The sequence below is a fragment of the Caballeronia arationis genome (assembly GCF_001544975.2).
Lineage (GTDB): Bacteria > Pseudomonadota > Gammaproteobacteria > Burkholderiales > Burkholderiaceae > Caballeronia > Caballeronia arationis.
Window position 1 is genome coordinate 1 of record NZ_FCOG02000094.1, and the last position, 23,214, is coordinate 23,214.

The 23,214-nt window shown below is 57.0% G+C and carries 19 protein-coding genes and 1 pseudogene; 16 read left to right on the forward strand and 4 right to left on the reverse strand.

What is annotated here, in order from left to right; all coding sequences use genetic code 11:
* The first annotated feature begins 1,259 nt into the window (after positions 1-1,259).
* Positions 1,260-2,273 (forward strand): EthD domain-containing protein, encoded by a 1,014-nt coding sequence (locus AWB81_RS31395; RefSeq protein WP_062640915.1) that lies wholly within the window; start codon positions 1,260-1,262, stop codon positions 2,271-2,273.
* A gap of 94 nt (positions 2,274-2,367) precedes the next feature.
* Here the strand turns inward: AWB81_RS31395 and AWB81_RS31400 are convergent, their stop codons facing one another.
* From AWB81_RS31400 to AWB81_RS31410, 3 genes are read right to left on the reverse strand one after another with little or no spacing between them, the layout of a single operon-like run.
* The gene (locus tag AWB81_RS31400) at positions 2,368-3,498 is read right to left on the reverse strand and encodes an alkene reductase (RefSeq protein ID WP_062640917.1); all 1,131 of its coding nucleotides are present in this window, start codon (positions 3,496-3,498) and stop codon (positions 2,368-2,370) included.
* A 17-nt stretch (positions 3,499-3,515) separates the two neighbouring features.
* The gene (locus AWB81_RS31405; RefSeq protein ID WP_062640919.1) at positions 3,516-4,646 is read right to left on the reverse strand and encodes an alkene reductase; all 1,131 of its coding nucleotides are present in this window, start codon (positions 4,644-4,646) and stop codon (positions 3,516-3,518) included.
* Between the two features lie 56 nt (positions 4,647-4,702).
* Complete coding sequence (locus AWB81_RS31410) at positions 4,703-5,695, reverse strand: LLM class oxidoreductase (protein WP_235025997.1); 993 nt, start codon at positions 5,693-5,695, stop codon at positions 4,703-4,705.
* Between the two features lie 91 nt (positions 5,696-5,786).
* Between AWB81_RS31410 and AWB81_RS31415 the strand changes: the two genes are divergently transcribed.
* Positions 5,787-6,707 carry a LysR family transcriptional regulator gene (locus AWB81_RS31415; protein ID WP_062640924.1) on the forward strand — a complete coding sequence of 307 codons (921 nt, stop codon included), beginning with the start codon at positions 5,787-5,789 and terminating at the stop codon, positions 6,705-6,707.
* Between the two features lie 253 nt (positions 6,708-6,960).
* Here AWB81_RS31415 and AWB81_RS31420 read toward each other — a convergent pair whose 3' ends face one another.
* Positions 6,961-8,667, reverse strand: a complete 1,707-nt coding sequence (locus tag AWB81_RS31420; RefSeq protein WP_235025998.1) for a sigma-54 interaction domain-containing protein — start codon at positions 8,665-8,667, stop codon at positions 6,961-6,963.
* A gap of 183 nt (positions 8,668-8,850) precedes the next feature.
* On the opposite strand from AWB81_RS31420, the gene AWB81_RS31425 reads away from it, so the two are divergent.
* The 14 genes and pseudogenes from AWB81_RS31425 to AWB81_RS31490 form a co-directional block, all read left to right on the forward strand.
* Entirely contained in the window at positions 8,851-10,080 is a 1,230-nt protein-coding gene (locus tag AWB81_RS31425; protein WP_062640926.1) for a CaiB/BaiF CoA transferase family protein, read from the forward strand.
* A gap of 21 nt (positions 10,081-10,101) precedes the next feature.
* Positions 10,102-10,881 (forward strand): enoyl-CoA hydratase-related protein, encoded by a 780-nt coding sequence (locus AWB81_RS31430; RefSeq protein WP_062640928.1) that lies wholly within the window; start codon positions 10,102-10,104, stop codon positions 10,879-10,881.
* Between the two features lie 33 nt (positions 10,882-10,914).
* A complete protein-coding gene (locus tag AWB81_RS31435; RefSeq protein ID WP_062640930.1) occupies positions 10,915-12,582 on the forward strand; it encodes a class I adenylate-forming enzyme family protein in 1,668 nt (555 codons plus the stop codon).
* Between the two features lies 1 nt (position 12,583).
* Positions 12,584-13,354, forward strand: coding sequence for an enoyl-CoA hydratase/isomerase family protein (locus AWB81_RS31440; protein WP_062640932.1), 771 nt, complete (start codon positions 12,584-12,586; stop codon positions 13,352-13,354).
* A gap of 1 nt (position 13,355) precedes the next feature.
* Positions 13,356-14,102, forward strand: a complete 747-nt coding sequence (locus AWB81_RS31445) for an SDR family NAD(P)-dependent oxidoreductase (RefSeq protein ID WP_062640934.1) — start codon at positions 13,356-13,358, stop codon at positions 14,100-14,102.
* 43 nt (positions 14,103-14,145) lie between these two features.
* Positions 14,146-15,312, forward strand: a complete 1,167-nt coding sequence (locus tag AWB81_RS31450; RefSeq protein WP_062640936.1) for an acyl-CoA dehydrogenase family protein — start codon at positions 14,146-14,148, stop codon at positions 15,310-15,312.
* 9 nt (positions 15,313-15,321) lie between these two features.
* Positions 15,322-16,197 carry a 3-hydroxyacyl-CoA dehydrogenase family protein gene (locus AWB81_RS31455; RefSeq protein ID WP_062640938.1) on the forward strand — a complete coding sequence of 292 codons (876 nt, stop codon included), beginning with the start codon at positions 15,322-15,324 and terminating at the stop codon, positions 16,195-16,197.
* Between the two features lie 2 nt (positions 16,198-16,199).
* On the forward strand, positions 16,200-16,853 hold the full coding sequence (locus AWB81_RS31460; protein ID WP_062640941.1) for a 3-hydroxyacyl-CoA dehydrogenase family protein: 654 nt from the start codon (positions 16,200-16,202) through the stop codon (positions 16,851-16,853).
* Positions 16,853-17,992: a CaiB/BaiF CoA transferase family protein gene (locus AWB81_RS31465; RefSeq protein WP_062640943.1), complete on the forward strand. Its 1,140-nt coding sequence runs from the start codon at positions 16,853-16,855 to the stop codon at positions 17,990-17,992. The genes AWB81_RS31460 and AWB81_RS31465 overlap by 1 nt, the downstream gene beginning before the upstream one ends.
* Complete coding sequence (locus tag AWB81_RS31470; RefSeq protein WP_062640944.1) at positions 17,992-18,981, forward strand: NADPH:quinone oxidoreductase family protein; 990 nt, start codon at positions 17,992-17,994, stop codon at positions 18,979-18,981. The genes AWB81_RS31465 and AWB81_RS31470 overlap by 1 nt, the downstream gene beginning before the upstream one ends.
* 146 nt (positions 18,982-19,127) lie before the next feature.
* The gene (locus tag AWB81_RS31475; RefSeq protein WP_062640946.1) at positions 19,128-20,366 is read left to right on the forward strand and encodes an ABC transporter substrate-binding protein; all 1,239 of its coding nucleotides are present in this window, start codon (positions 19,128-19,130) and stop codon (positions 20,364-20,366) included.
* Between the two features lie 209 nt (positions 20,367-20,575).
* Positions 20,576-21,916 (forward strand): MFS transporter, encoded by a 1,341-nt coding sequence (locus AWB81_RS31480; protein WP_062640949.1) that lies wholly within the window; start codon positions 20,576-20,578, stop codon positions 21,914-21,916.
* 114 nt (positions 21,917-22,030) lie between these two features.
* Positions 22,031-22,780: an electron transfer flavoprotein subunit beta/FixA family protein gene (locus AWB81_RS31485; protein WP_062640951.1), complete on the forward strand. Its 750-nt coding sequence runs from the start codon at positions 22,031-22,033 to the stop codon at positions 22,778-22,780.
* A 14-nt stretch (positions 22,781-22,794) separates the two neighbouring features.
* Positions 22,795-23,214 (forward strand): annotated as a pseudogene (locus AWB81_RS31490) (hypothetical protein); the annotation flags it as partial.

Below are 23,214 nucleotides of genomic sequence, written 5' to 3' on the forward strand. Positions count from 1 at the left end.
TTACCGAGAACTGGATCGGCGCTCACGAACGCCAAGATGAGACCGTGAGAAAGGCGCAAGAACTCGGCACTCTCGAGCAGTGAAGCCGTATGGCGAATACTTCGCTGACCACTACGTGCCAGCGGGGAACATTCGACGATATGACTTTCTCATCTCGCCAAAGTTTGCCTCCATCGCCGCAGGAAGCAAGGTCCGCCTCATAGTCAGCACCCAGACTCCTTCGCAACAATCGAATGGCATTGCGTCTGCGCCGCCGGCCAACTCCCAATGTTCGCCGGTACTGGGCACCGATGCATGCTTCCCGACGCACCCTCAGGTGGTGTCATTGACAGGAAGTACCGTGTCGCTGTACGTCGGCTCAAGCCTTCCGTCGTCTCTGAATCTGCCCTTGCTGAAAGCTGGCTGCTTTAAATCTGAAGGCAATACGAGCCTCCCGTACTGGGACTCCGATGCGGCGAAGAAGGAAGGGCCCGTCTGCCAAGAAGCGGACGACGAGGACTAATCGGTCGGACCGCGCCCCGGTCAGTCGCTGTATAGCAGACTGGCCGGAGCGCCAAAACTTGCAAGCTAGCCGCTGTTATGGGACGTTCTGGACGACGACCCCTTCCATTCCCACGGCATCTGCTTAAGGAAGCGTTCCGCCAGCAGGTCGACGACGCGGCGTACCATCCGCGATAAGTGGTTACTTTTTGGCCAGAGGGCGTGAATGGGAAAATTCGCCTTGCCGATATCCCGGAAGGACTTCGACGAGACGCTTCTTTTAGCGTCTCGCTAACCAGTAAATCTGGAAGCCAGGCGATTCCTTTTCCGTTGAGAGCAGCATCAAGGACGGCTCCGTCGCGGTTGATGCCAACCCGGCCCTGAGCATAAAACGGATGTCGATGGCCGGCTTGGTCGATGAAGTACCACGTGCGCGCCTGCATGCCGCCGCTGAACTTGCTGGTCATCATCTCCTTCGGCGTGCTGCCGGTATCCCCGCTAAGCGTTTGGAGGCCGGGTATCGGCGCGCTCGTTTCTGACCTCGGGCGAATGGCCGCTTTCGTTTCGCATCAGCACTTGGCGAACGGTCTGTACCCTAGCGCCCGAAGCCGCCTCCATGGCATGCTGTTGACGGGCACGATGGCCGGAATGGCACTCGGGCCGCAGCGGGTAGCATCGCTCTCCGCATGCATGGTCGCTCGGCTTGTGGACCGTTGGCGTACTTGCCGGCATCGCGACACTGGCAATATATTTCGTTCATGCATCTCAAAGGCAAGCGAATGTTTAACTCGGTAGTGGAAAAGCTGTTGCGACCTCCTCACGCGGAAACTTGCCAAGGTGGGTCTGAGCCGCTGACGGTGCTCTTTTCGTTGCTCTCGCGGGCGGATAACACGCCGCTGGAACAACGCAGACTTGGCGAGGGGCATACCCTCGACGACGAAGGAAAGCCGATTCTTGACCCTGCGAAAAATCATGCAACCAACGGGTTCGAGAGCAATCCAAACCTGCACTTCGAACACTGGGGTGAGTACTGGCGGAAGATTCACGGAGTGCGCTTCACCCATGTTGAGGAGTCGGACGACAAGAGTCTCGAGCGACTCTTGCGGTACGACCAGTTGCATCGGTTCGCGCCAGGCCCGACTTCCTCGGATGCGCCGCCGTACTACGCGCCGGCCGATGCCAGCGGTAGGTTGTTGCCGACAGTTATCGGACATGTCAAGGCGTATCGACGCCCACGTTGGGACGGCGTCGCTTACCTGAACTTCGCAACTCCCGACGACATCGGCGCGGTCTTTGCTAATGAGCGCGTGCGGACAAAGATTCTTCCGGAAGACCGGGCGATGTTCCGAGATATCGCCCCCATTCTTGCGCGGCAGCACATCGTCATTCCGAGCGCCACCGGCAACGAGGCAGTGACGCTCGTCAAGTTGCACGCTCGTCGGCCCGAAGCGAGTCGCGAGGCGTTTCAGCAATGGTGGCTCAACGAGCATGCGCCCGTTGTGAGCATGCTCGCGCAGCGCGGCGAGTACGTGAAGCGGTACGTCCAGCTTCACAACATCGGGCCGCAAGCGGAGGGTGAGCCGTTCTATCACCCGCAAGCGTCCGAGGTAGACGGCGTGAGCCTGTTGGGATTTGCGAATGTCGCTGACCTCGAAGACTTCCTCACGAGCCCGGCAAGCGCGGACATCAATGAACACGAGTCGCTCAAGGTCGACCAAGCCGCGTCCGAGTTCTGGACGACCATTGACTTGAATGTCGTCAACCGAATTCGCCCTGAAGTTCGCAGTCTGTAGCGAAACAACTATGCCCCGGTCTGCCTTTACAGGCCCGGGGCGCAGATATATTCCACTCGAGAAGCGTTACTGCCGCATCGTTGACTTCAAGCGGTCAGGCCTGAGCGTACGGCGGATAGTCGATGTAGCCCTCCGCTCCGCCGCCGTAAAAGGTGCTGGGGTCAGCGGGCGTCAGCGGCCACTCATTCTGCAACCGAGCGACGAGGTCCGGATTGGAGATGAACGCCGCGCCAAAAGCCGCTAGGTCGATGACGTTTTCCGCAATCATCTGCTCGGCGCGCTGCCGATCCATTTTCCCAGCGAGGATGAGAGCGGTATCCGGCAAGAGCGGCTTCATCGACCGCAGCAGGCCGAGAAAGCCAGTTTCGGCTGCACTTTCAAGCGCATGATCGAGTCGAGAGTAGCCCGACTGATTCATGACGTGCACATACGCGATGCGTCGATGACCCAGTTCACGGCAAAGCTCCGTGTACGTTTCATCAATTTCGGGATGTTGCGGCATGTCGAACAACTGCCCGTAGGGCGAGATTCGAATGCCGACGTGCTCAACGCCGATTCGCGCCGACACCGCGTCAATCACCTCAAGCGTGAAGCGCAGGCGGTTCGCAACGGTGTCTCCTGAATAGATGTCGGTCCGGTCATTGATGAGCGGATTCATGAACTGCTCAAACAAGTAGCCGTTGGCCCCATGAATCTCGACACCATCGAAACCCGCCCGCATAGCGTTGTCCGCCGCCTGCGCGAATTCTTGCACGATGCGCGGAATCTCCTCCGTCTTTAGCTGACGCGGTGCGGGAGTGTCGACCGGAGCGGGGTCGCCGTTCTCGTTATAGGCGAACGCCTTGGCGTTTACGGCCGTCTTTGAGCTTGGGCTGACGGGCAGCTTCCCGTCTTCCTGCAGCGAGGGATGCGAGACACGGCCAACGTGCCAGAGCTGCGCGAAGATGCGTCCTCCCACGGCGTGAACCGAGTCAGTCGTCAGCCGCCAGCCGGCAATTTGCTCCTCGGTGAAAATTCCTGGATTGAACAGGTAGCCTCGGCCTTCGCGGGAGATTGACGTGCCTTCGCTAACGATGAGGCCCGCTGTTGCACGCTGCGTGTAGTAGAGCGCCGTTCGCTCATCAGCGGCGTCATTCGACGCGCGTGCTCGGGTGAGCGGCGCCATGACCACACGATTTTTGAGAACCGTGCCCGAAAGATTGAAAGAATCGAAGAGGGATTTCATGGGTAGATTCGACTTTGCTAAGACGCCAACTGGGTGGCTGACAGGTCTGGGGATGTGCCTTGATAGGCCGGGTAATCGGTGTACCCTTTAGGGCCGCCTTCGTAGAGCGTCGTATGGTCGACTCGTGCAAGGGGATATCCTCGCCAAAGTCGCTCTACCAAGTCCGGGTTTGCAATGAAGGGCGAACCGAATGCGATGAGGTCCGCGAGGCCTAACGCCAAAGCGTTCTCGGCGCTCGCTTTGCCAAAGCCGCCCGCCATCATCAACGTGCCTGAGTAGACCTTTCGGAATCGGGCACGGAAGTCGCGTGTCATGTTCGGATGTCCGAGCGTCCACTGGTCATTCAGATGAACATATGCAAGGCGTCGAGACGACAGTTCGCAGGCAAGTGCCAGCCAGGTCTCTTCTTCGTCGGAGAACGGAGCCATCGAGTTGAGCCGCCCGAAGGGCGACAGGCGAATGCCCGTCATGCTCGGGCCAATTGCAGCGCTCACTTCATCGATTGTCTCGAGCACAAACCGAAGACGGTTGGCGATGCGAAAACCGCCGTATACGTCGTTGCGAGTGTTCAATGCACCATTGATGAACTGCTCCATCAGATAGCCATTTGCTCCGTGCAACTCGACGCCATCAAAGCCTGCGGCGACAGCAGATTCTGCTGCCCGCAGGAAGTCGTTCTTGACACGCGCGACCTCGAACGTCGTTAAGGACCGCGGCCGACTCACCGGGACCGCGGCGGGTGCGCCGCTTGGATCGTAGGCGTATGCAGTGGCGCCCGCTGCGGTGCGCGACACGGAAGACACTGGGCTTTCGCGTTTGTGCTGAAGCGAGCGGTGCGATACGCGCCCAACGTGTCCGAGCTGTATAAAGATGCGACCTCCTGCTTCATGCACCGCTTCTGTAACACGGCGCCAGCCCGCTACTTGCTCCGCCGAATGAATTCCCGGGGCGAACAGGTAACCGCGACCTTCAACGGAGATTTGCGAGCCTTCAGTGACGATGAGGCCTGCGCCGGCACGTTGCCGGTAATAGAGCGCAGTGAGGTCATCGGGGACCGTGTTGATTGCCCGAGACCTGGTCATGGGTGCCATCACGATTCGGTTTGGCGGTTGCAGTCCTGCCAAGTCGAACGGCTCAAATAGTCTCATGGAGTTTTCCGAGAGCGGGATTTCGCGACTAGAAAGCTGCCTAATGAGACAGTCGGTCAATGCGACGGGAAATGAGGCAGGACCTCAGAGGCAAGTTCATCCATCAGGTCCGCATAGGGACGTCGGCTTATCTTCGGATTGAGGGCAATGTGATTCACACCTGCGGCTTGCGCATCCTTCAAGAAGCGCATCAGACCTCGGCTGCCCGAGCGGAAGCCGCCTCGGGTCCGTACGAGCGGTTCATCAGGGTCCTTCACCAAATCGAGGAAGCCACCGATGCCCAGGGGCTTGAACCGCTCTTCACCGCACTGAGCTTGCACCTCGTCTCGCCACTTCGCGGCGAATGCCGGAAGGTGTTGCGGAACGGGCGAGGACCCGATGAAGCCGTCCATGTTTTTGGCAATCCACGCCAGGCTCTGCTGTGCTTGACCTACCGCGATTGCCGGTGTGCGAGCAAAGGGTGCCTTTGGCACCAAGTCGTGCATGCCGTCCGATTGCCCGAAGCGAGGCGACGAGAAGCGCGGAAAGCTTTGCTCCGAAACCGTCTTGTAGACCTCGAAGGCATCTCTGAACCGGTCACCGCGAGTCTCAAAGTCAATATCGAACAAAGGGTATTCAGCGGGTCGGTCGCCGGACGAGAGGCCCAGCACCATACGTCCTCGGGAGAGGTGGTCCAATGAGGCAATCTGCTTCGCCAGTATCAGCGGTTCCCTCATTGGCAAGACGATGCCAGCGGTTCCAAGGGCGATTCGTTGCGTGAACGCGGCGAGATAACCGATATAGGCAATCGGGTCAAAGATTTGGCCCACGTCACCGTAACGCGGGTCATAAAACGGCACATCTCGCATCCACAGCGCGCCAAACCCAAGCTCATCTGCCTTCTGCGCCATGGTTACATGGTCGCGCATGGTGGGCGCGGGGCTGTCGGGATGGGTTTCGAGCGGAAGGATGAGGCCGACTGTCAGCTTCTCAGGCGCGAACAGCCGAGTGTAAGCCGGCTGTTCGAGAATAGGGGCGATGGACAAGTCGTGCTCGGCAATGCTGTTCATGCTGACCTCCATGGTTATCTAGCATTCTAATTTTGTCCCTGAAGGAAAATAACCAGCTAGAATTCCATTCACTTCATCCTGGGGTTCCAGAATGATCGATAAGGACAGATTTTCCGGGCTTCATGAATTCGTGCTGTCTGCGCAGGCGGGCAGCTTCACGGCCGCGGGTCTCCAACTCGAATTGACGAGCAGCGCCGTGGGCAAGGCGGTGACTCGTCTTGAGGAGCGTCTTGGCACGAAGCTCGTTCATCGCACAACACGTCGCCTCACGTTGACGAACGAGGGAGAGGCATACCTCGCAACCTGTCTGCGTGTTCTCGGAGAGCTAGATGAAACTGAGAGCTTCCTGACTACCGGCCGCCAGGAGCCGGTCGGAAGAGTTCGTATTGAGCTTCCCGCGACATTTGGCCGACGTCATGTCCTGCCGTCGCTGCTTCGGCTCGCTGCCCGGCACCCACGCCTGGACCTTTCCACGAATTTCAGCGAGCGTCTGGCAGACCTCATCGCCGAAGGCGTGGATATTGCCGTTCGGATAGGCCGCTTACGGGATGACGCCGACATCGCGGCGCGCCGGCTTGGAGAGCAGCGGTTGGTCATATGCGTCGCGCCTGGTTACCTAGCCCGCTACGGAGCGGCGAAGAACAGACAGGAACTGCTAACCCACAACTGCATTGCCGGATTGCAACGAGGTCAGCGTGCGGCTTGGTTGCTGCGAAATGAGGTAGGTGAATTCGAACTAACGCCCGTCACGGCGCGTCACGAATGGGGCGACGGCGAGGCGATGCTCAACGCTGCGCTAGCCGGATGCGGCGTGGCTCAACTGCCGACCTGGCTCGTGGGCGAACATATACGGCGTGGAGAGCTGGTGGAGATTCTCAGCAATTTGTCCGGAGGAGAGATGCCTGTCCATGTTATCTGGCCACGAACGAAGTATGTGCAACCACGCGTGCGTGTAGTGATCGACGAACTTGTTCGTCTCGCTAACGAAGATAGCTCCGGGTTCAAGCCGTGAAAAAATCTCAGGTCATTTTTTGACATTGTTACGACGCAGGTACGGGCATAGGAGATAGCAGGCGGCGCTTGAAAGTCACCTTCTTGATTGACTGCAGTACAGGCGGGAGTGGGAATGGGGGGCTTGCCACCGCGACCTGAGTGATATTGGATTGAATCGGGCAAACGAATCTCGCCGATTGCCTGGTCGCACCGCCCATACCTGGCGTCGCTCAAATTGCGGTCGAATCGGTGGGCTATGTGCGGTTGATACCTCAATGGTTTTCAAGCTCTTTTAACCGCTTGTATAGGTATGAGCGAGACATTCCAAGCACTTCTGCAACGCGTTTCTTGTTTCCCTTGTGCTCTGCCAAGGCTTGCTTAATCAAGTCAAGCTCCACTTTCTCTTTAGCGACGCGAATGCCTGCCCTGCTCAACGATGAGCTGCGAGTGAGATCGGGATAACCGGAAGGATCAAGGTCAGACTGAACCGACGATTGTTCGAAGTTCTCTACACTTAGGTAGTCGTTGTCCGAGAAAATTACGGCTCGCTCGATGGCATGCTGTAACTGTCGAATATTGCCCGGCCAAGGACGTTCTTGAAGATGACGTATCACGTCTGGTTTCAAAGACTTTTTTGGCATTCGATGGCGGGTAGCGAAATCGCTGAGGAATTTGTCTGCGAGCAAGGGGATGTCGTCGAGACGCTCTCTCAGAGGTGGCAGACGTAACGTCACAGCACTGATGCGATAGAAAAGATCGAGTCGAAAACTGCTATCTTTAATCATGGCGTCGAAGTTGCGGTTACTGGCAGAAATCAGCCGAAAGTCCGAGCGCTTCGGGCGATCACCTCCCAGTCGTTCGAAAGTGCCATCTTGGAGCACGCGCAATAGCTTGACTTGCATTTCGAGCGGCATGTCGCCGATCTCATCAAGGAAGAGGGTGCCCGTGTCCGCCAGTTCGAACTTGCCTTTGCGTCCCTTCTTATCGGCGCCAGTGAACGCGCCGCCTTCATACCCGAAGAGTTCACTTTCTACCAGATTGGCAGGCATTGCGGCAGCGTTGACGAGGACTAGGGGCTTGTCGCTGCGACCACTGAGAAGGTGTATCGCGTGCGCTACCAGTTCCTTGCCTGTGCCGCTTTCGCCGACTAGCAAGACGGGTACGTCAAGCGGAGCCACGCGGACGATATCGTCCTTCAGGCGTCTTACCGAATCGCTGTCTCCAACGATTTGGTCAAGCCCGTATGCACGATTCCGCATGCCTGACAGTTCGCGCTGGTAGAAAGCCAGTTCCTGACGCACTCGTGCGAGTTCGACACTCAGTTGCTCAATTGCTTCCGGGCCTTTGAACATGACCTGGCCAATCGCGCCAACGCAGTTCTGATCGCGGTCGAAGATAGGCGTGCGTGTCACGACGCGCGTAATGCCGTTCATCTCCTGCACCTGTCCAATTTCCCGCTTCCCGCTCTTTGCGACTTCTGGTAGCCGAGTGTTCTCGATTACCTCAGTGACGGGCCTTCCCGTCCCAGCTCCATGGCGCAATCCGAAGAATCGCTCGTGTATTGGGCTGATGTAGCGAAGCGTTCCTTCCCTATCGACTACGGTGACTGCCTCGTAAGCGTTGGTTACAAAGTGGCGGAGAATTTCGTCTGAGAAATCCACGCTGGCGATGAATTCAGATAGCTCGTCTCCTTGTTCGCCAAGAAACAAAAGAAAACACGCGCCTTGGGCCGTGCTAACGGTCGCTACGGTCAGGGGCCGCTCCAATTCGTTGAGGGCGAACATACGTTTTAGCGGCATTGTTGCCCGTCGCCGCCAGAGACTGGTGACAGCATCAATGACGGATGTATCGCTGCCCAATCCTGCGGCAAATCGCACCTGGCCCGCTGTGTCGAGCACCAGCACGCCAGTAGTAGCGTGTCCCACATCCCCTCCGATGCGTTTTTGTGTATTCCAAGTGTAGTCGAAACACACAGACATGGGTCATGTGTCCTCAACGGTGGACACATTTCTTCGAATTCTCAATTTTGCATTGCAACATTGTTTCGCTCGTCGACGCCTAGGACACGCTATGAGTAAGCCTTTTCTAGAAAAGTGCAATGCCGCATTTTCAAACATGGCACGGTTGTCGCATAAGGAGAGCAGACAACAGAGACAACCGCGATGAGCCCACTAGATAACCTTCCGACCGCAACAGGTACCACAGGACTCGAACTTTTAAAGGGAGTTCGAGTGTTAGACCTTACGACCTCCATTGCCGGACCCTACGGAACACAACTATTAGCGGACCTTGGCGCAGAAGTAACCAAGGTGGAGCGTGTCGGCGCTGGGGATGATACCCGCGCCTGGGGGCCGCCGTTTCTGGATGGGGAATCGCTTTGGTTTCTCAGCATTAACCGCAACAAGGAAAGTTTGACGCTCGATATCAAGCAGCCGGAGGGACGGCGCATTTTCGACCAACTCTTAGCTTCGACAGACGTACTTGTGGTCAACGTAGTTCTAGACGTTCAACAAAGGCTAGCGTTGGACTTCGAATCGCTGAAAGCCCGATACCCGACGCTGATTCATGTTGCACTTACGGGGTTTGGCTCGCATGGAGCACGAGCCAATCTGCCGTGTTACGACCTCATCGCGGAGGGATATTCAGGGGTGATGGACTTAACCGGCGAGAAAGAATATGGTCCGCAGAAAGTCGGTACGCCGGCGGCAGACCTGCTCGCCGGTCAGGATGTCGCTTTGGCAACTGTCGCAGCGCTGTTCGAGCGGCAACGGACCGGTCGAGGCAAGAGCATTGACGTTTCGATGGTAGCCAGCATGGTCCGATTCATGGCCCCTCGCGTTGTTCCTTACCTTGGGTCGGGTGAGCGCGTCACTCGGTCAGGAGGTCGAGACTCGGTCATTGCAATCTATCAGGTCTTTGAGACCGCGGACGAGCCGATCACTCTCGGTCTAGGCAACGACGCCATATGGCAGCGTTTCTGGACGGCCGTGGGGAAACCGGAATATGGCGCCTCGGCGTCGCTCGCGACGAACGCAAACCGGCGAGCTCAGCGCGAAAGTATTGTAGAGGCGATTCAATCATTGCTTGCAACTCGCGAGCGTCACTACTGGTTGGCGTTATTCAACGAAAACCGAATTCCGGCGGGTCCCATAAATCGAGTGGACCAGGTCGTAGAGGACGAGCACCTTCGGTCCGAAGGTTTGTTCTATTCAGTCGAAGGGGTGCGGGGCAAGGTCCCGCAGGTTGGTCTGGGTATTCGCTTCGATGGCAAGAGTGAGGTGCATCGTCGTGCACCGCCAGTTCTCGGTGTCGACACCGAACGGGTCTTACGCGAGCGCTTGGGCATGTCGGACGTTTGCATTGCAGGGCTTAAAGATCGTCAAATTATTTGAATCTTAAAAACGGAGACAAAAATGAAATTCGAAGAAATCTTGTATCAGGAAGAAGGTCCCATCGGCACGATTACCATCAATCGTCCGCACGACGGAAACATGTTTACAGAGAAGATGTGTCACGAGATCCGCGACTGCATCGAACTCATCCGCCGTGAAACACGCACGCGGGTCGTGGTTATCACAGGTGCGGGAGACAAGTTTTTTTGCACCGGTGGCCGAAAAGATGGCATGGAAGACTCGTTGCTCTACGCGGGAGTGCTCCCGACGCTGGAAATGTACGAGAGCATCGACCGTTTGCAGAAGCCCGTTATCGCGTCGGTAAATGGCTTCGCGGTTGGCGGTGGAAACGTCCTGCAGGTCGTATGCGACGTCACCATCGCGAAGGAAAGCGCCGTCTTCAGGCAGGTTGGTCCGATGGTCGGCAGTTTCGACGCTGGCTACGGTACGTGGTACCTAGAGGATCTCGTCGGAAAGAAGCGTGCGAAGGACATCTGGTATCGGAACCCGAAGATCAGCGCGCGGGAAGCGCTCGAGTGGGGTCTCGTCAACATGGTTGTGCCGGATAACGAACTGAAGGACGCGACTCGAAAGTACGCTCTCGAGATCGCGCAACGTGGATCGTTGGCACTTGCGTCGATCAAGTCCGCCTTCAACGCGCGGCATGGCGGTGTGAGCGGGCTGTCCCGGATGTCGCATGACATTCTGCTGCGCGGCTACCTTGAATCCGATGAGCACGCCGAACTCGCTTCGGCGTTTGCTGAGCGCCGTGAACCGGATACATCCAAGTTCGGTCACTGACCGCGCCTCCTCATCCACTTCCGGACGGACGTCATGCAAAACATATTGACGCTTCACAACCCCCAACGGGCGCGGGACTACTATCTGACGGGCGTGTGGCAGCAAGATACGCTGTACAGCCTGGCGCGTCGTCATGCCCGAGAGCGGCCTTCGGATTACGCGTTGCGGGATGCAAGTCGGCGACCCACGTGGCGCGAAGTAATCGAATGGGCCGATAGCGTCGCCGAATCGTTGCATCGCGGTGGACTGCGACCGGGCGACCGAGTGGGGGTGTGGCTCCCCAATGTCATCGAAACGGTCATCATCTTTCTTGCGTGCTCGCGAAATGGCTACGTTTGCGCACCGTCTTTGCATCAAAACTATACCGTCGAGGAAATTGCAACTCTGCTTGAGCGCATCAAGTGCAAGGCGTTTTTTGCGGAACGCGGGTACGGAGCCAATGGTCGCGAGCAGTCCATATTCGAACGCGCGAAGTCAATTCCAGGGCTCTTGATGGTCTTCGATCGTCAGGCGGAGTCGGACAACTCAACTGAGCTTCCGTTTCCCGAGCGCGTTCCTCCGTCTGTGCTGCTCGCGCCCGACCTGGATGCCGACAAGATCGTCTATCTCGCGTTCACCTCGGGAACGACGGGCGCGCCAAAGGGGGTGATGCATAGCGACAACACACTTCTTGCGAACGGACGCGCGCTTGCAGCAGATTGGGGCCATTCCAGCGATACCAGGCTGCTCTCTCTAAGCCCGATGAGCCACCATATCGCAACCGTGGCAATCGAGCAGATGTTGGTGGCCGGTCTCGAGTTGATCATGACTGATCCCGCGAGGGGCGCATCGAGTCTCGATTGGATTGTCGAAACAGAAGCGGACTATGTGATGGGCGTGCCAACGCATGCGATGGACGTTCTCGCAGAAATGCGTCGACGCGACATCACGAGTCTTGGAAATGTGAAGACCTTTTATATGGCGGGGTCGGCCATTCCGCGTGACATTGCGCAACGCTTCATGAGCCTGGGCATCACGCCGCAAAATGTGTATGGCATGACTGAGAACGGCTCACACAACTATACGCGACCCAGTGATACCGCAGACACGATCGTTTCGACCTGCGGGCGTCCTTGCAAGGGCTACGAAATCAAACTTTGGAAGCAGGACGACATCGATGTCGAAGCAGAGCCCGGAGAGATTGGCGAGATCGGTGGGCGCGGCGCCGTTCTCATGCTGGGCTACTTCGACAATCAGGCAGCGACTGAATCCTCCTTTAATCGAGACGGTTGGTTCATGAGCGGGGATTTGGGCGTGCTGACCGAGACTGGATGCCTGCAAATTGTCGGCCGCAAGAAGGACCTGATTATTCGTGGTGGCCACAACATCTTTCCTGCGACGATCGAAGAACTTGCAATGCGTCACGCCGATATCGACCGTGCCGCCGCATTCCCCGTCTTCGATGAGCGACTCGGTGAAAAAGTCTGTCTCGCGATCGTCCCGAAATCGGGAGTTGTCGTCAGTGCTGAATCGATGCTCGACCATTTAGCGGAAGCGGGCCTGTCGAAGTACGACATGCCGGAATACTTCGCCTCGCTGGATGTGTTTCCGCTCACGGCGAGCGGAAAGATTCTTAAGCGGGAATTGGTGGATTGGGTGAAATCTGGCGGCCTTTCTCCCGAAGCGGTCCGCTACCGCGCGAAGTCTACTACGGGAGGTTGAATTGTCAGTCACGCTCGACACCATTGACGGCCTGGCTCTCGTGAGTCTGAACCGTCCTGAAGCGCTCAACGCATTGAGTTTCGCCGTTCTCAATGAGCTCTCTGCAGCCTTCGACGAGGTTGCAGGCACCGATGCAAGAGCGCTCGTGATCACCGGAAGCGGCGGCAAGGCGTTCTGCGCCGGCGCGGATATCAAGGAGCTCATGGGAAGAGACCTTGTCGCCCAGCGAGACGGAGCCGAACTCGGACAGGCGACGTTTTCAAAGCTGGACAAGCTGCACATTCCGTCGATCGCGGTCGTCAATGGCTACGCATTTGGCGGGGGACTCGAACTTGCGATGGCCTGCACGTTCCGGATCGCCACACCCAACGCGAAGATGGGTTTGCCAGAGATCAAGCTGGGGCTCATTCCGGGCTATGGGGGAACGCAACGGCTGCCGCGGCTTGTCGGTCAGGCACGGGCGCTCGAAATCGTTCTTTCGGGCAAAAGCATCGATGCGGCTGAAGCGGAACGCATCGGTCTGATCAACCGGATCGTCGAGGGCACCGACCCGGTAGCGCTGGGGCGCGAGTTTGCGGCTCAGTTTGTTAGGTACAGCCGCTGTGCGACGCTTTTCGCAAAAGAGGCGATACAGCGTGCCGCGGAGGTCAGCCTGCAAGATGGTTTGAAGGTTGAGGCCGATCTGTCAACGTTGGCTTTCCAGACTGCGGATGCTGCAGAGGGAATGAACGCCTTTGTCGAAAAGCGCAAACCCGTTTTCAAGGATCAATGACATGAACAAAGGCTGCATCCTCGTCACCGGCGCAAGCAGAGGGATCGGTGCCGCGATCGCTGAAGCGCTGGCACAAGACGGCTTCGCAGTGGGCTGTCTCTCACGTTCCGGCGCACTTCCGACTCGGGATATCTCAGACCCAAACATTTGTGCACGCTTCATCACCGCCGAATGCGACGTGACCAGCTACGAGTCGGTTAAGTCGGCTATCGCAGCAGTTATGTGCCAAGCCGACGGACCACTCGTCGGCCTGGTTAACAATGCGGGCCTCCATATGGACGGCGACGCGGAGTCTCAGTCCATCGGCGACTTCGAGAAGGTTATGACGGCGAACGCCAGTTCCGTGTTCATGACCAGCCAGCTTGCCTATCCCTATCTTTGTAAGAGCGGGAGCGGGACGATCGTCAATATAGGCTCCTTCTTCGACAAGCTTGGCGTCAAGCGCAATGCTGCCTATTGCGCTTCGAAGGCCGCAGTAGGTGCCATCACGCGGTGCCTGGCGGTGGAGTGGGCAAGCCAGGGAATACGCGTTCACAACGTTGCCCCCGGATACATTGCCACGGACTTGAATAAAGAGTCGCTTCAAAGCGGTCCGCTCAGCCGGTTCCTCGCAAAACGGATCCCCACCGGTGCGCCGGGTGCCTCCGAGGATGTAGCCCAGTTAGTAAGGCTGCTCTTCACAGTCCCTGGCGGTTTCATGACGGGCGAGACGCTCTATTTGGACGGCGGACAAGGCATGGCGCTCTAGGCGTCCATGAATCGGCACAGAAAGGATCAAGGCGATGCCAACAATGAATGTACTTGAAAGATTGGACGCGAGCATCACGTTATCCGACGAAGAAAAAATGATCGTTGATAGCGTGAGGTCGCTGGCCCGTGAACAGATTGCGCCGCGCGCGGCGGAGTATGACCGCACAGGGGCGTTTCCGTGGGACAACATCGAAGCCATCAATGAGCTGGGCTTGAATGCGATGTTCATCCCGGAAGAGTATGGCGGGGCGCGGCTTTCCTTCACCTGCTATGCCACATGCGTAAGAGAAATCTCGGCGGCGTGCGCTTCGACTGGAATCGTGTGGGCGACCAACTTCCACGCCATTAAACCGCTCGTCGAGTTCGGAAACGAAGAGCAGAAGGCGAGGCTTTTGCCACGGATTGCAGAAGGAGGTCTCGCTTCCCTCGCAATCACCGAGAATGGTGCCGGCTCAGACGCGACGGGCATGCGGACGACGTTTACGCCAGATGGCGATGACATTTTCATCAACGGCAGCAAGGTCTTCATTACCAATGGCGACGTGGCGGACTTGTATTTGCTGTTCGGCAAGTGGTCAGAGATCGACAACGGCAAGGACGCTATCTCAGTACTCGTTCTGGAAAAAGGAACAGAGGGATTGTCGGTCACCGGAACCGAACACAAGATGGGAACGAGGGCATCGAGCACGGCGTCCCTGTCGTTCGACAATTGTCGCGTACCGCGCGCCAATCTCATCGGCAAGCCAGGTGATGGACTGCGAATCCTGTTTGGCTCATTGAACCGTTCACGTCCGAGCGTCGCCGCGCATGCCCTTGGTATTGCACGGGCGGCGTTTGAAGACGCAACAGCATATATCAACGAACGAAAGCAGTCGGGTCGAAAGATCATCGAATTCCAGGGGATTCAATTCATGCTCGCCGATATGGCAGCTGAACTCGTTCTTTGTGAATCACTTTTGTGGCAGGTCGCGGGCAGGGTGGACAGTGGCGAAACAGACATCGGAATCGAAGCATCGATTCTTAAAATGCGCGCGACGGACGCCGCGATGCGCATCACGACCGACGCTGTGCAACTCCTTGGTGGCTATGGCTATTGCTCAGATTATCGAGTCGAAAGGCTGATGCGTGACGCCAAGATTACGCAGATCTGGGAGGGAACCAATCAAGTTCATCGCCAGCTCATCGGACGTAGCTTCATCGAAAAATAGGAGACTCACATGACATCTATCAAAACCGTGGGCGTTGTTGGTGCCGGCACAATGGGCGTAGGGATTGCTATTGTCGCCGCGCGAGCAGGATTCGTCACGCGAGTTTATGACACGCGAGAAGACGCGCTGGCTCGCGCACGTACGCAGACAAGCGCTTTCCTCGACAAGTCTGCACAGCGTGGCAAGCTTCCTGCCGACTCGATTCCAGAAATCATGTCGCGTTGGCACGGGACGACCCAGATCGACGAGCTCAAGGATTGCGACATCGTGATTGAGGCGGTATTCGAAGACCTGCGGGTAAAGCATGATCTGTTCAAGCAGCTCGACTCGATATGTCCCGCTCATACGCTCTTCGCATCCAACACCTCGACTATCTCCATTACTGAAATCGCCGGTGGGTCGGGTCGGCCGGACCGATTTGTCGGCATGCACTTCTGCCTCCCTGCGCAGTTGATGAAACTGATCGAAATGTCGGCCGGGCTCACCACAAGCGGTGAGACATTCGATGAAGCCTGGAAATTTGCACAGGCTCTGGGTCAGACGCCGGTGCGAACACAAGACACCCCCGGATTCATCCTCAACTATTTCCTCATCCCGTTCAACAACGACGCTATCCGTCTGGTCGAACAAGGCGTTGCAGAGCCCGCAGACATCGACTTGGCGATCAAGACGGCGTTGGGATATCCGATGGGGCCTCTGGAACTTTTGGATCTGGTTGGGATGGACACGCAAAAGCTGCTTTGCGCCGCGATGTACGAACTGACCAATGAGCCTCGTGCAGCATGTCCGCCGTTGGTGCGTCGAATGATGGCTGCCGGATGGCTCGGCAAGAAAGCGGGCCGAGGTTTCCATTCCTACAGTGACACGAAGATGTTCGGAGCATGACCATGAGCTACAAAGTAATTCAGTCTGGCGAAAGCCGCTCGTTTCCGGCTGCACATCCGTTTGTTACGGCGGGAGGTGAGGGACCATCCCTGGTCTTTGTGGGCGAAGCGGCGGGCACCGCATTCCGCGGCGCGAGTGAAATGGTCCAGGATGCGCCATTCGTGGCGATTGAGCTCGGAACCGAATGTCTCGGTGAACATACTGGCGAGAACTCCGCAAAAGAAGGGTCGAACATAGTCGGCTTCGCACGCTTTAGGCTCGGTGACGCTGAGCCGAGCAATCTGATAGAGCTGGTTCGCCAACCCCAAACCCAACCTGAAGCGTTTGCGCACGCCCGTGCGGCCTTCGAAGCTGCAGGGTTCAAGGTCGCCGTCTGTGGTGATTTCCCTGGGCGCATTGTTGACCGTCTGGTTCGGCCCTATTACAACGCTGCATTGCGCCGTCTCGATGAGAAACTGGCTACCGCAGAGGATCTGGACATGACGTTGCGCCTCGGTCTTGGCTATCCAGAAGGACCGATCGCGCTACTGAATCGCACAGGCCTGAATCATCATTGCGAAGTGTCCATGGCGCTTTATCGAGCACTCGGAGACGCAGCCTATGCGCCGGCGCGTCGGGCACAGGTAGCCCATCACCGTATTACGGGAGGCGAATGATGTCTCATCAGCCTCTCAGCGGGTTGAAGGTCCTGGATTTCAGTACGCTGTTGCCGGGTCCTTTGTGCACGTTGTTGCTTGCAGAGGCGGGAGCCGACGTCCTCAAGGTGGAGAAACTTGAGGGCGGCGATGATATGCGGTCGTACACGCCCCGCTCCGGTGACGATAGCGTCAACTTTGGCTTGTTGAATCGTGGAAAGAGGTCGATCGCCATAGACTTGAAGTCCGATGAGGGACGGAAATCGATACTCTCCCTTGCTGCGGAGGCTGACGTGTTGGTCGAGCAATTCCGGCCCGGGGTCATGAACCGGCTGGGGCTGGGCTTTGAGGCGCTCGCTCAGTTGAATCCAAGGCTGATCTATTGTTCCATCACGGGGTATGGGCAGTCAGGGCCGAAGTCGAACCGTGCCGCTCACGATCTCAACTACATCGCTGAGAGCGGTCTGCTGGGATTGACGAGAGGGTCCGATGGCGCTCCCGTTCTTCCCCCGGTGCTGGTTGCCGATATCGCCGGCGGAGCCTATCCGGGGGTGATGAATATTCTTCTCGCTTTGCGGCAGCGCGACGCGGACGGACAGGGGCGCCATCTCGACGTATCCATGTCAGACAATCTCTTCACGTTCGCGTATTGGGGGTTGGCGCAGGGCCTAACGGGAAACGGCTGGCCACGCCCTGCGGGCGAGCTAGTGACGGGCGGCACTGCGCGATATCAAATTTACTGCGCCGCAGATGGTCAATATCTTGCCGCAGCTCCACTCGAGAACAAGTTCTGGCGCAACTTCGTGATTGAGTTAGGCCTGCCTGAACTTTCCACTGCTGAAGGCATCGGCGACGAGATCAAAGAAAAGATTGCGTCCGTTATTCGGCAAAAGCCCGCGGCCTTCTGGCTAGAAAAATTCGCTGGCGTCGACACGTGCGTCGCTCGCGTCGTTGATCTAGAAGAGGCGATGGCGGATCCCCATTTTCAGCAACGGGGAATTTTATCGGACAAGGTTCGGCTTTCCGGCGGTGCGTCGATATCCGCACTTCCTGTACCGGTCGATCGACAGTTCCGCGCTATGCACGAAGTCATTGATGCACCTGGCTTGGGCGCCAATACGGCATCCTTCCTAGAACCCGAGAGACGAGGTGACCAATAATGAAGGCCCTTGTTGTTCGCAAATTCGGAGAACCGGAAGATGTTGACTTCGGAGAGATCGCTGACCCTGTATTGGGTGACGACTCTGTTTTGATTAATGTCCACTCAGCGGCTATCAATTATCCGGACCTGCTCGTTATTCGTGGCCACTATCAGAATCTGCCTCCTTTGCCCTTCGCCCCCGGTAAGGATGCTGCAGGTGTGGTGCTCGCAGTCGGGCCGGCGGTGCGTCAAATCAAGCCAGGGGACAGGGTGGTGGCTCAGATGGAATACGGTGCCTATGCTTCGCGCGTCGCCGTTCCGGAGGCTAACTGCGAGTCGTTGCCGGAGGGAATGTCGTTCGATGACGCCGTGGCCATCGGCTTGCCCTTCCAGACGGCTTACTTTGCTCTGTGCGAACGCGGCCGATTCGTCGCAGGCGAAACGGTACTTGTGACTGGTGCGAGCGGTGGAGTCGGAGCGGCCGCGCTGCAGCTGGTGCGCGCACTTGGAGGAAAGGCTATCGCGGCAGTCAATCGCCCTGAACAGGCGGCGCAGGCCCTCGCGGACGGAGCATCACACGTCGTCGACCTCTCGATGCCCGACATTCGCGAGAGCTTGCGACGGCAGGTCCTTGAGGCGACGGGCGGCCACGGTGCGGATATCGTTCTCGATGCGCTCGGTGGGGATGTGTTTGGTGCCGGACTTCGTGCGCTTGCGTGGCGTGGAAGGGGAGTTGTGATTGGCTTCGCATCTGGTGAGATTCCGCAAATCAAGGCCAATTACCTGCTCGTTAAGAACATTGAAGTCTCGGGCCTGCAGTGGAGCGACTATCGCGATCGGATGCCACAAAAGGTAAAGGAAGTTCAGCGGAAGCTCAATGAACTTCACGTGGCAGGCCAAATTCGAGCACGCGTTGCGCTCAAAGTACCTCTCGAGAGCGGCGTTCAGGCGTTGATGGCAGTCGAAAGACGTGCTGTCGCGGGGAGGGCGATTCTTAGATTCGAATAACCGACGGAAAATTCCAAGATCGGACGCAATGCTGAATCGTCATCAGTTAGGCCTACGAAATTAAACCAACTGATTTGGTCGTTTCGACTGCGGAAAGTGACTTGGCGAATTGGTGTAACGATTCCAAATATGCAAGGAGACACATAATGAAATCGCAACGCTGGACCGCAACTCGGGCGGCCATTATCGTTTTGACCGCTTGTTCTGTTGCATCAGTGACGAATGTTAGCCACGCAGCCGATGCGACTGCGGCGGGGCCGCTGCGCATCGGCGTCATCGTTGATATGAGCGGTGTGTATTCGGGCATTGGGGGTGCAGGTGGCGTAACGGCAGTCAAGATGGCGGCACAGGATTTCGGAGGCAAGGTCTTGGGCAGGCCAGTCGAAGTCCTTTCGGCCGACTATCAGAATAAAGTAGACGTAACCGCGACCAAAGTTCGCACGTGGTACGACCAGGATAACGTTCAGGCCGTCATCGAATCAACCGACTCAGCATCGGCCTTGGCGTTGCAAAAGCTGGGCGTCGACAAACGAAAGATCACAATCTTCGCGGGGTCCGCGACGACAGAACTTACTGGAAAGCAATGCTCTCCGTACGGCGTCCACTATGTCTACGACACCTACTCTCTCGCCAACGGAACTGCGCGTGCGTTGGCTAAGGCAGGGTATAAGCGTTGGTTTTTCATAACGGCCGACTACGCGTTCGGAAATTCTCTTCAGAGCCAGGCTACGCGGGTCGTGAAGGAAATGGGGGGCGACGTAGTGGGATCTGTGAAGCATCCATTATCGGCATCAGATTTCGCATCCTATTTGTTGCAGGCGCAGTCTTCGAAGGCCCAAGTTGTCGCTCTGGCGAACGCTGGCCGCGACACGCAGAACGCGATCAAGCAAGCTGCCGAATTTGGGTTGTCGCGAAACGGTTTGATCGTGGCGCCTTTGCTGATCTTCGACACTGATCTCAAGGGAATGGGTCTGAATACGGCGCAGGGACTTCAATTCACCACCGCATTCTATTGGGATCAAGACGATCAAACGCGCGCGTTTGCGAAGAAGTTTTACTCTGCTACGAACAAGATGCCAACCATGGTTCAAGCGGGTATGTACTCGGCGACTATCCATTATCTGAACGCCGTCCAGGCATCAGGAACGACGGACAGCGACAAAGTGATGGAGAAGATGCGCGCGACTCCGATCAGGGATTTCTTTACGAAGGACGGTCGTATAGAAGCGAACGGTCTCATGGTACACGACATGTACTTGGCAGAAGCTAAAAAGCCTTCCGAATCCAAAGGAGAGTGGGACTTGCTGAAAATTCGCTCCGTCATTCCAAAAGCTGAGGCCTTCGAGTCACTGGCTGAAAGTAATTGTCCGCTCTTGAAAAAGTAGCGAGTAACACATGGACTGACTTATCACCGCCAGACGAGAGCTCATCCCGCTGTCGGTCGGTGATGCGGGTGATGGGACTTGCGCGCCGGACGTTTTGGCAGCCGGCAATACATCCTCGGTAGGTTTTACGAGAATCAGGCGACACCTGATTCGGGCCTAATTGCGTCGCCCGACGATCGTGTCCAGAGTACGAAAAATTGGAGACAGTTATGAAAACGGTAAGCGTTGACGATATCAAGGATGTAGCTCGAGAAGGGACCAGCGATGAGAAGCGCAGGAGCGCCATCAAAGGCGCAGTGTTCTCGGAATTTATCGATATGTTTGACATATATCTCCCGGTGATCATCCTCGCGCCCATGCAGGCGTACTTCCTTCCGAAAAATCTGTCGGGCGGACATCAGGCGATCCTGGAGTCGCTCGTATTTATCACGACGCTTCTCGGACGTCCACTCGGCGCAATTATATTCGGCCGTATCGCGGATCGGGTTGGTCGACGCGCCGCCTCAATTACTTCGGTGAGTGGCTTCGCTGTCGTTACGCTCATGATCGCTTTGATACCTGGTTATGAAACCATTGGCATCGCGTCATACTGGCTTCTGGTGATTCTCAGATTTGTCGACGGGATTTTCCTCGGCGGCGGCTACACCGGAGCACTGCCGCTCGCGATTGAATACTCCAAGAAGGAGCAACGCGGTTTGGTGGGTGGCCTGATTCTGGCAGGCTTCCCTGCCGCATATGTGGTCATCAATCTCCTCGCCATGATCATGTTTGCCCTATTTCCGATGGATGGACCGCAGTCGGACTACGCTCGCTGGGGATGGCGGATTCCTTTTGTCCTCGGTGCACTGATGGCAGCGCTCCTGGCTCTTTATTATGTTCGCAAAGTCTCTGAGTCTCAGGTTTGGAAAGGAAAATCGTCGGGAAAGCCACAAAACACGTCCGCCAGTCGCTTGGTCAACGGTCAAGCTCGGCGCAACCTCTTGCAAGTATTGTTGATGATGACCGGGTTCTGGCTTACGCAGAATATTGTTGGTCTCTTCCTTCCTACGGGGATCCTGCTTAAGACCCTGCATCTCACGCCGCTCCAGATGACGGGGACTTTGATGCTGGCGTACACAGTTCTGTGCTTTAGTTATGTCGGTGCTGGAATGTTGGGTCAGCGAATTGGCCGCCGGAGGATGCTGTCTCTTATTGGGGCTTTGACGACGACCGTGGGTGCCGGGCTCTTGTATTTCCTTATCAACGCTAGTGGGATGGGGCTTCCTATCATCGTGCTTGTTGTCTGCGCATTAGCGATCACCGCAAGTTCGGCATGGGCGGTCATTGTCACCTACATCAACGAACGTTTCGCGACCGGGGTTCGAGCGACCGGATTTGGCGTCGGATATAGCTTGTCGGTCATCATCCCTTCGTTCTACGCGTTTTACATGAATTGGCTGAGCGCGATTATGCCCATGAAATACGCACCTGTAGCGCTGCTTTGCATCGGGGGGGCCATTGCGTGCATCGGTGCGCTCATGGGCCCGGAGACGAAGGACGTCGATCTCTGACCGCGATTCGCCTTTTTAGCGTTGCATTGGAGGTGGTGCGGCGTCGAAGACTTCGTCGCACCTGTCGCGGGAAGCAGAAAGTTCCTTTAGAAGCATCGTAGTTGGAGAAAGGTAATGAAGATTCTTGTAGCTATGAAAAGAGTGGTCGACTACAACGTCAAGGTTCGCGTGAAGTCGGATGGAAGCGGTGTGGATATCGCGAACGTGAAGATGTCGATGAACCCGTTCGATGAGATTGCGGTCGAGGAAGCGGTGCGTTTGCGCGAGGCGGGCATTGCGACTGAAGTCGTAGCCGTGTCGTGTGGCGTGACGCAATGTCAGGAAACGCTGCGCACGGCGATGGCGATCGGCGCAGATCGCGGAATTCTTGTTGAATCGGCTGATGAATTGCAGCCCCTGGCGGTCGCCAAGATTCTCAAGGCGCTGGTCGACAAGGAACAGCCTCAACTGGTGATCCTCGGCAAGCAAGCCATCGACGACGATTCGAATCAGACTGGGCAGATGCTAGCCGCGTTGACTGGACTGCCGCAGGCCACGTTCGCATCGAAAGTGGTTGTCGCCGACGGTAAGGCGACGGTTGCGCGCGAAGTCGATGGTGGTTCGGAAACCCTCTCTCTCAAGTTGCCCGCAGTCATCACCACTGACCTGCGCCTGAACGAACCGCGCTACGTCACGCTGCCGAACATCATGAAGGCGAAGAAGAAGCCTTTGGAAACACTGAAGCCCGCGGATCTGGGCGTCGATGTCGCGCCGCGTCTGAAGACGCTGAAAGTCGCCGAGCCACCCAAGCGCTCCGCTGGCGTGATGGTGCCGGACGTTAAGACGCTGGTCGAGAAGCTCAAGACCGAAGCCAAAGTGCTATAAGGACACCGACGAAAATGACGATTCTGGTTATCGCAGAACACGACAACGCGTCGATCAAGGCCGCGACGCTGAATACGGTTGCAGCTGCTTCGAAGATCGGTGGCGACGTCCACGTGCTCGTGGCAGGTTCGAACGCGCAAGCCGCCGCCGATGCCGCCGCGAAGATCGCGGGCGTATCGAAAGTGCTGCTGGCCGATGCGCCGCAACTGGCCGACGGGCTGGCAGAGAACGTCGAAGGGACGGTGCTGAATATCGCGAAGAACTATTCGCATATTCTGGCTCCGGCCACCGCTTACGGTAAGAACATCGCGCCGCGTATCGCTGCTCATCTTGACGTCGCGCAAATTAGCGACATCACTGAAGCGCCCCGGAAATGTAGGAGACTTTGGATCTTGGCTGTAACGGGAGATTTGAAGAATGGAAAACGCAAGCAA

Coding starts and splice junctions, on each gene's coding strand:
- AWB81_RS31395 (WP_062640915.1), top strand. CDS start 1,260: ATGTTTAACTCGGTAGTGGAAAAGCTGTTGCGACCTCCTCACGCGGAA.
- AWB81_RS31400 (WP_062640917.1), bottom strand. CDS start 3,498: ATGAAATCCCTCTTCGATTCTTTCAATCTTTCGGGCACGGTTCTCAAA.
- AWB81_RS31405 (WP_062640919.1), bottom strand. CDS start 4,646: ATGAGACTATTTGAGCCGTTCGACTTGGCAGGACTGCAACCGCCAAAC.
- AWB81_RS31410 (WP_235025997.1), bottom strand. CDS start 5,695: ATGAACAGCATTGCCGAGCACGACTTGTCCATCGCCCCTATTCTCGAA.
- AWB81_RS31415 (WP_062640924.1), top strand. CDS start 5,787: ATGATCGATAAGGACAGATTTTCCGGGCTTCATGAATTCGTGCTGTCT.
- AWB81_RS31420 (WP_235025998.1), bottom strand. CDS start 8,667: ATGTCTGTGTGTTTCGACTACACTTGGAATACACAAAAACGCATCGGA.
- AWB81_RS31425 (WP_062640926.1), top strand. CDS start 8,851: ATGAGCCCACTAGATAACCTTCCGACCGCAACAGGTACCACAGGACTC.
- AWB81_RS31430 (WP_062640928.1), top strand. CDS start 10,102: ATGAAATTCGAAGAAATCTTGTATCAGGAAGAAGGTCCCATCGGCACG.
- AWB81_RS31435 (WP_062640930.1), top strand. CDS start 10,915: ATGCAAAACATATTGACGCTTCACAACCCCCAACGGGCGCGGGACTAC.
- AWB81_RS31445 (WP_062640934.1), top strand. CDS start 13,356: ATGAACAAAGGCTGCATCCTCGTCACCGGCGCAAGCAGAGGGATCGGT.
- AWB81_RS31450 (WP_062640936.1), top strand. CDS start 14,146: ATGAATGTACTTGAAAGATTGGACGCGAGCATCACGTTATCCGACGAA.
- AWB81_RS31455 (WP_062640938.1), top strand. CDS start 15,322: ATGACATCTATCAAAACCGTGGGCGTTGTTGGTGCCGGCACAATGGGC.
- AWB81_RS31460 (WP_062640941.1), top strand. CDS start 16,200: ATGAGCTACAAAGTAATTCAGTCTGGCGAAAGCCGCTCGTTTCCGGCT.
- AWB81_RS31465 (WP_062640943.1), top strand. CDS start 16,853: ATGTCTCATCAGCCTCTCAGCGGGTTGAAGGTCCTGGATTTCAGTACG.
- AWB81_RS31470 (WP_062640944.1), top strand. CDS start 17,992: ATGAAGGCCCTTGTTGTTCGCAAATTCGGAGAACCGGAAGATGTTGAC.
- AWB81_RS31475 (WP_062640946.1), top strand. CDS start 19,128: ATGAAATCGCAACGCTGGACCGCAACTCGGGCGGCCATTATCGTTTTG.
- AWB81_RS31480 (WP_062640949.1), top strand. CDS start 20,576: ATGAAAACGGTAAGCGTTGACGATATCAAGGATGTAGCTCGAGAAGGG.
- AWB81_RS31485 (WP_062640951.1), top strand. CDS start 22,031: ATGAAGATTCTTGTAGCTATGAAAAGAGTGGTCGACTACAACGTCAAG.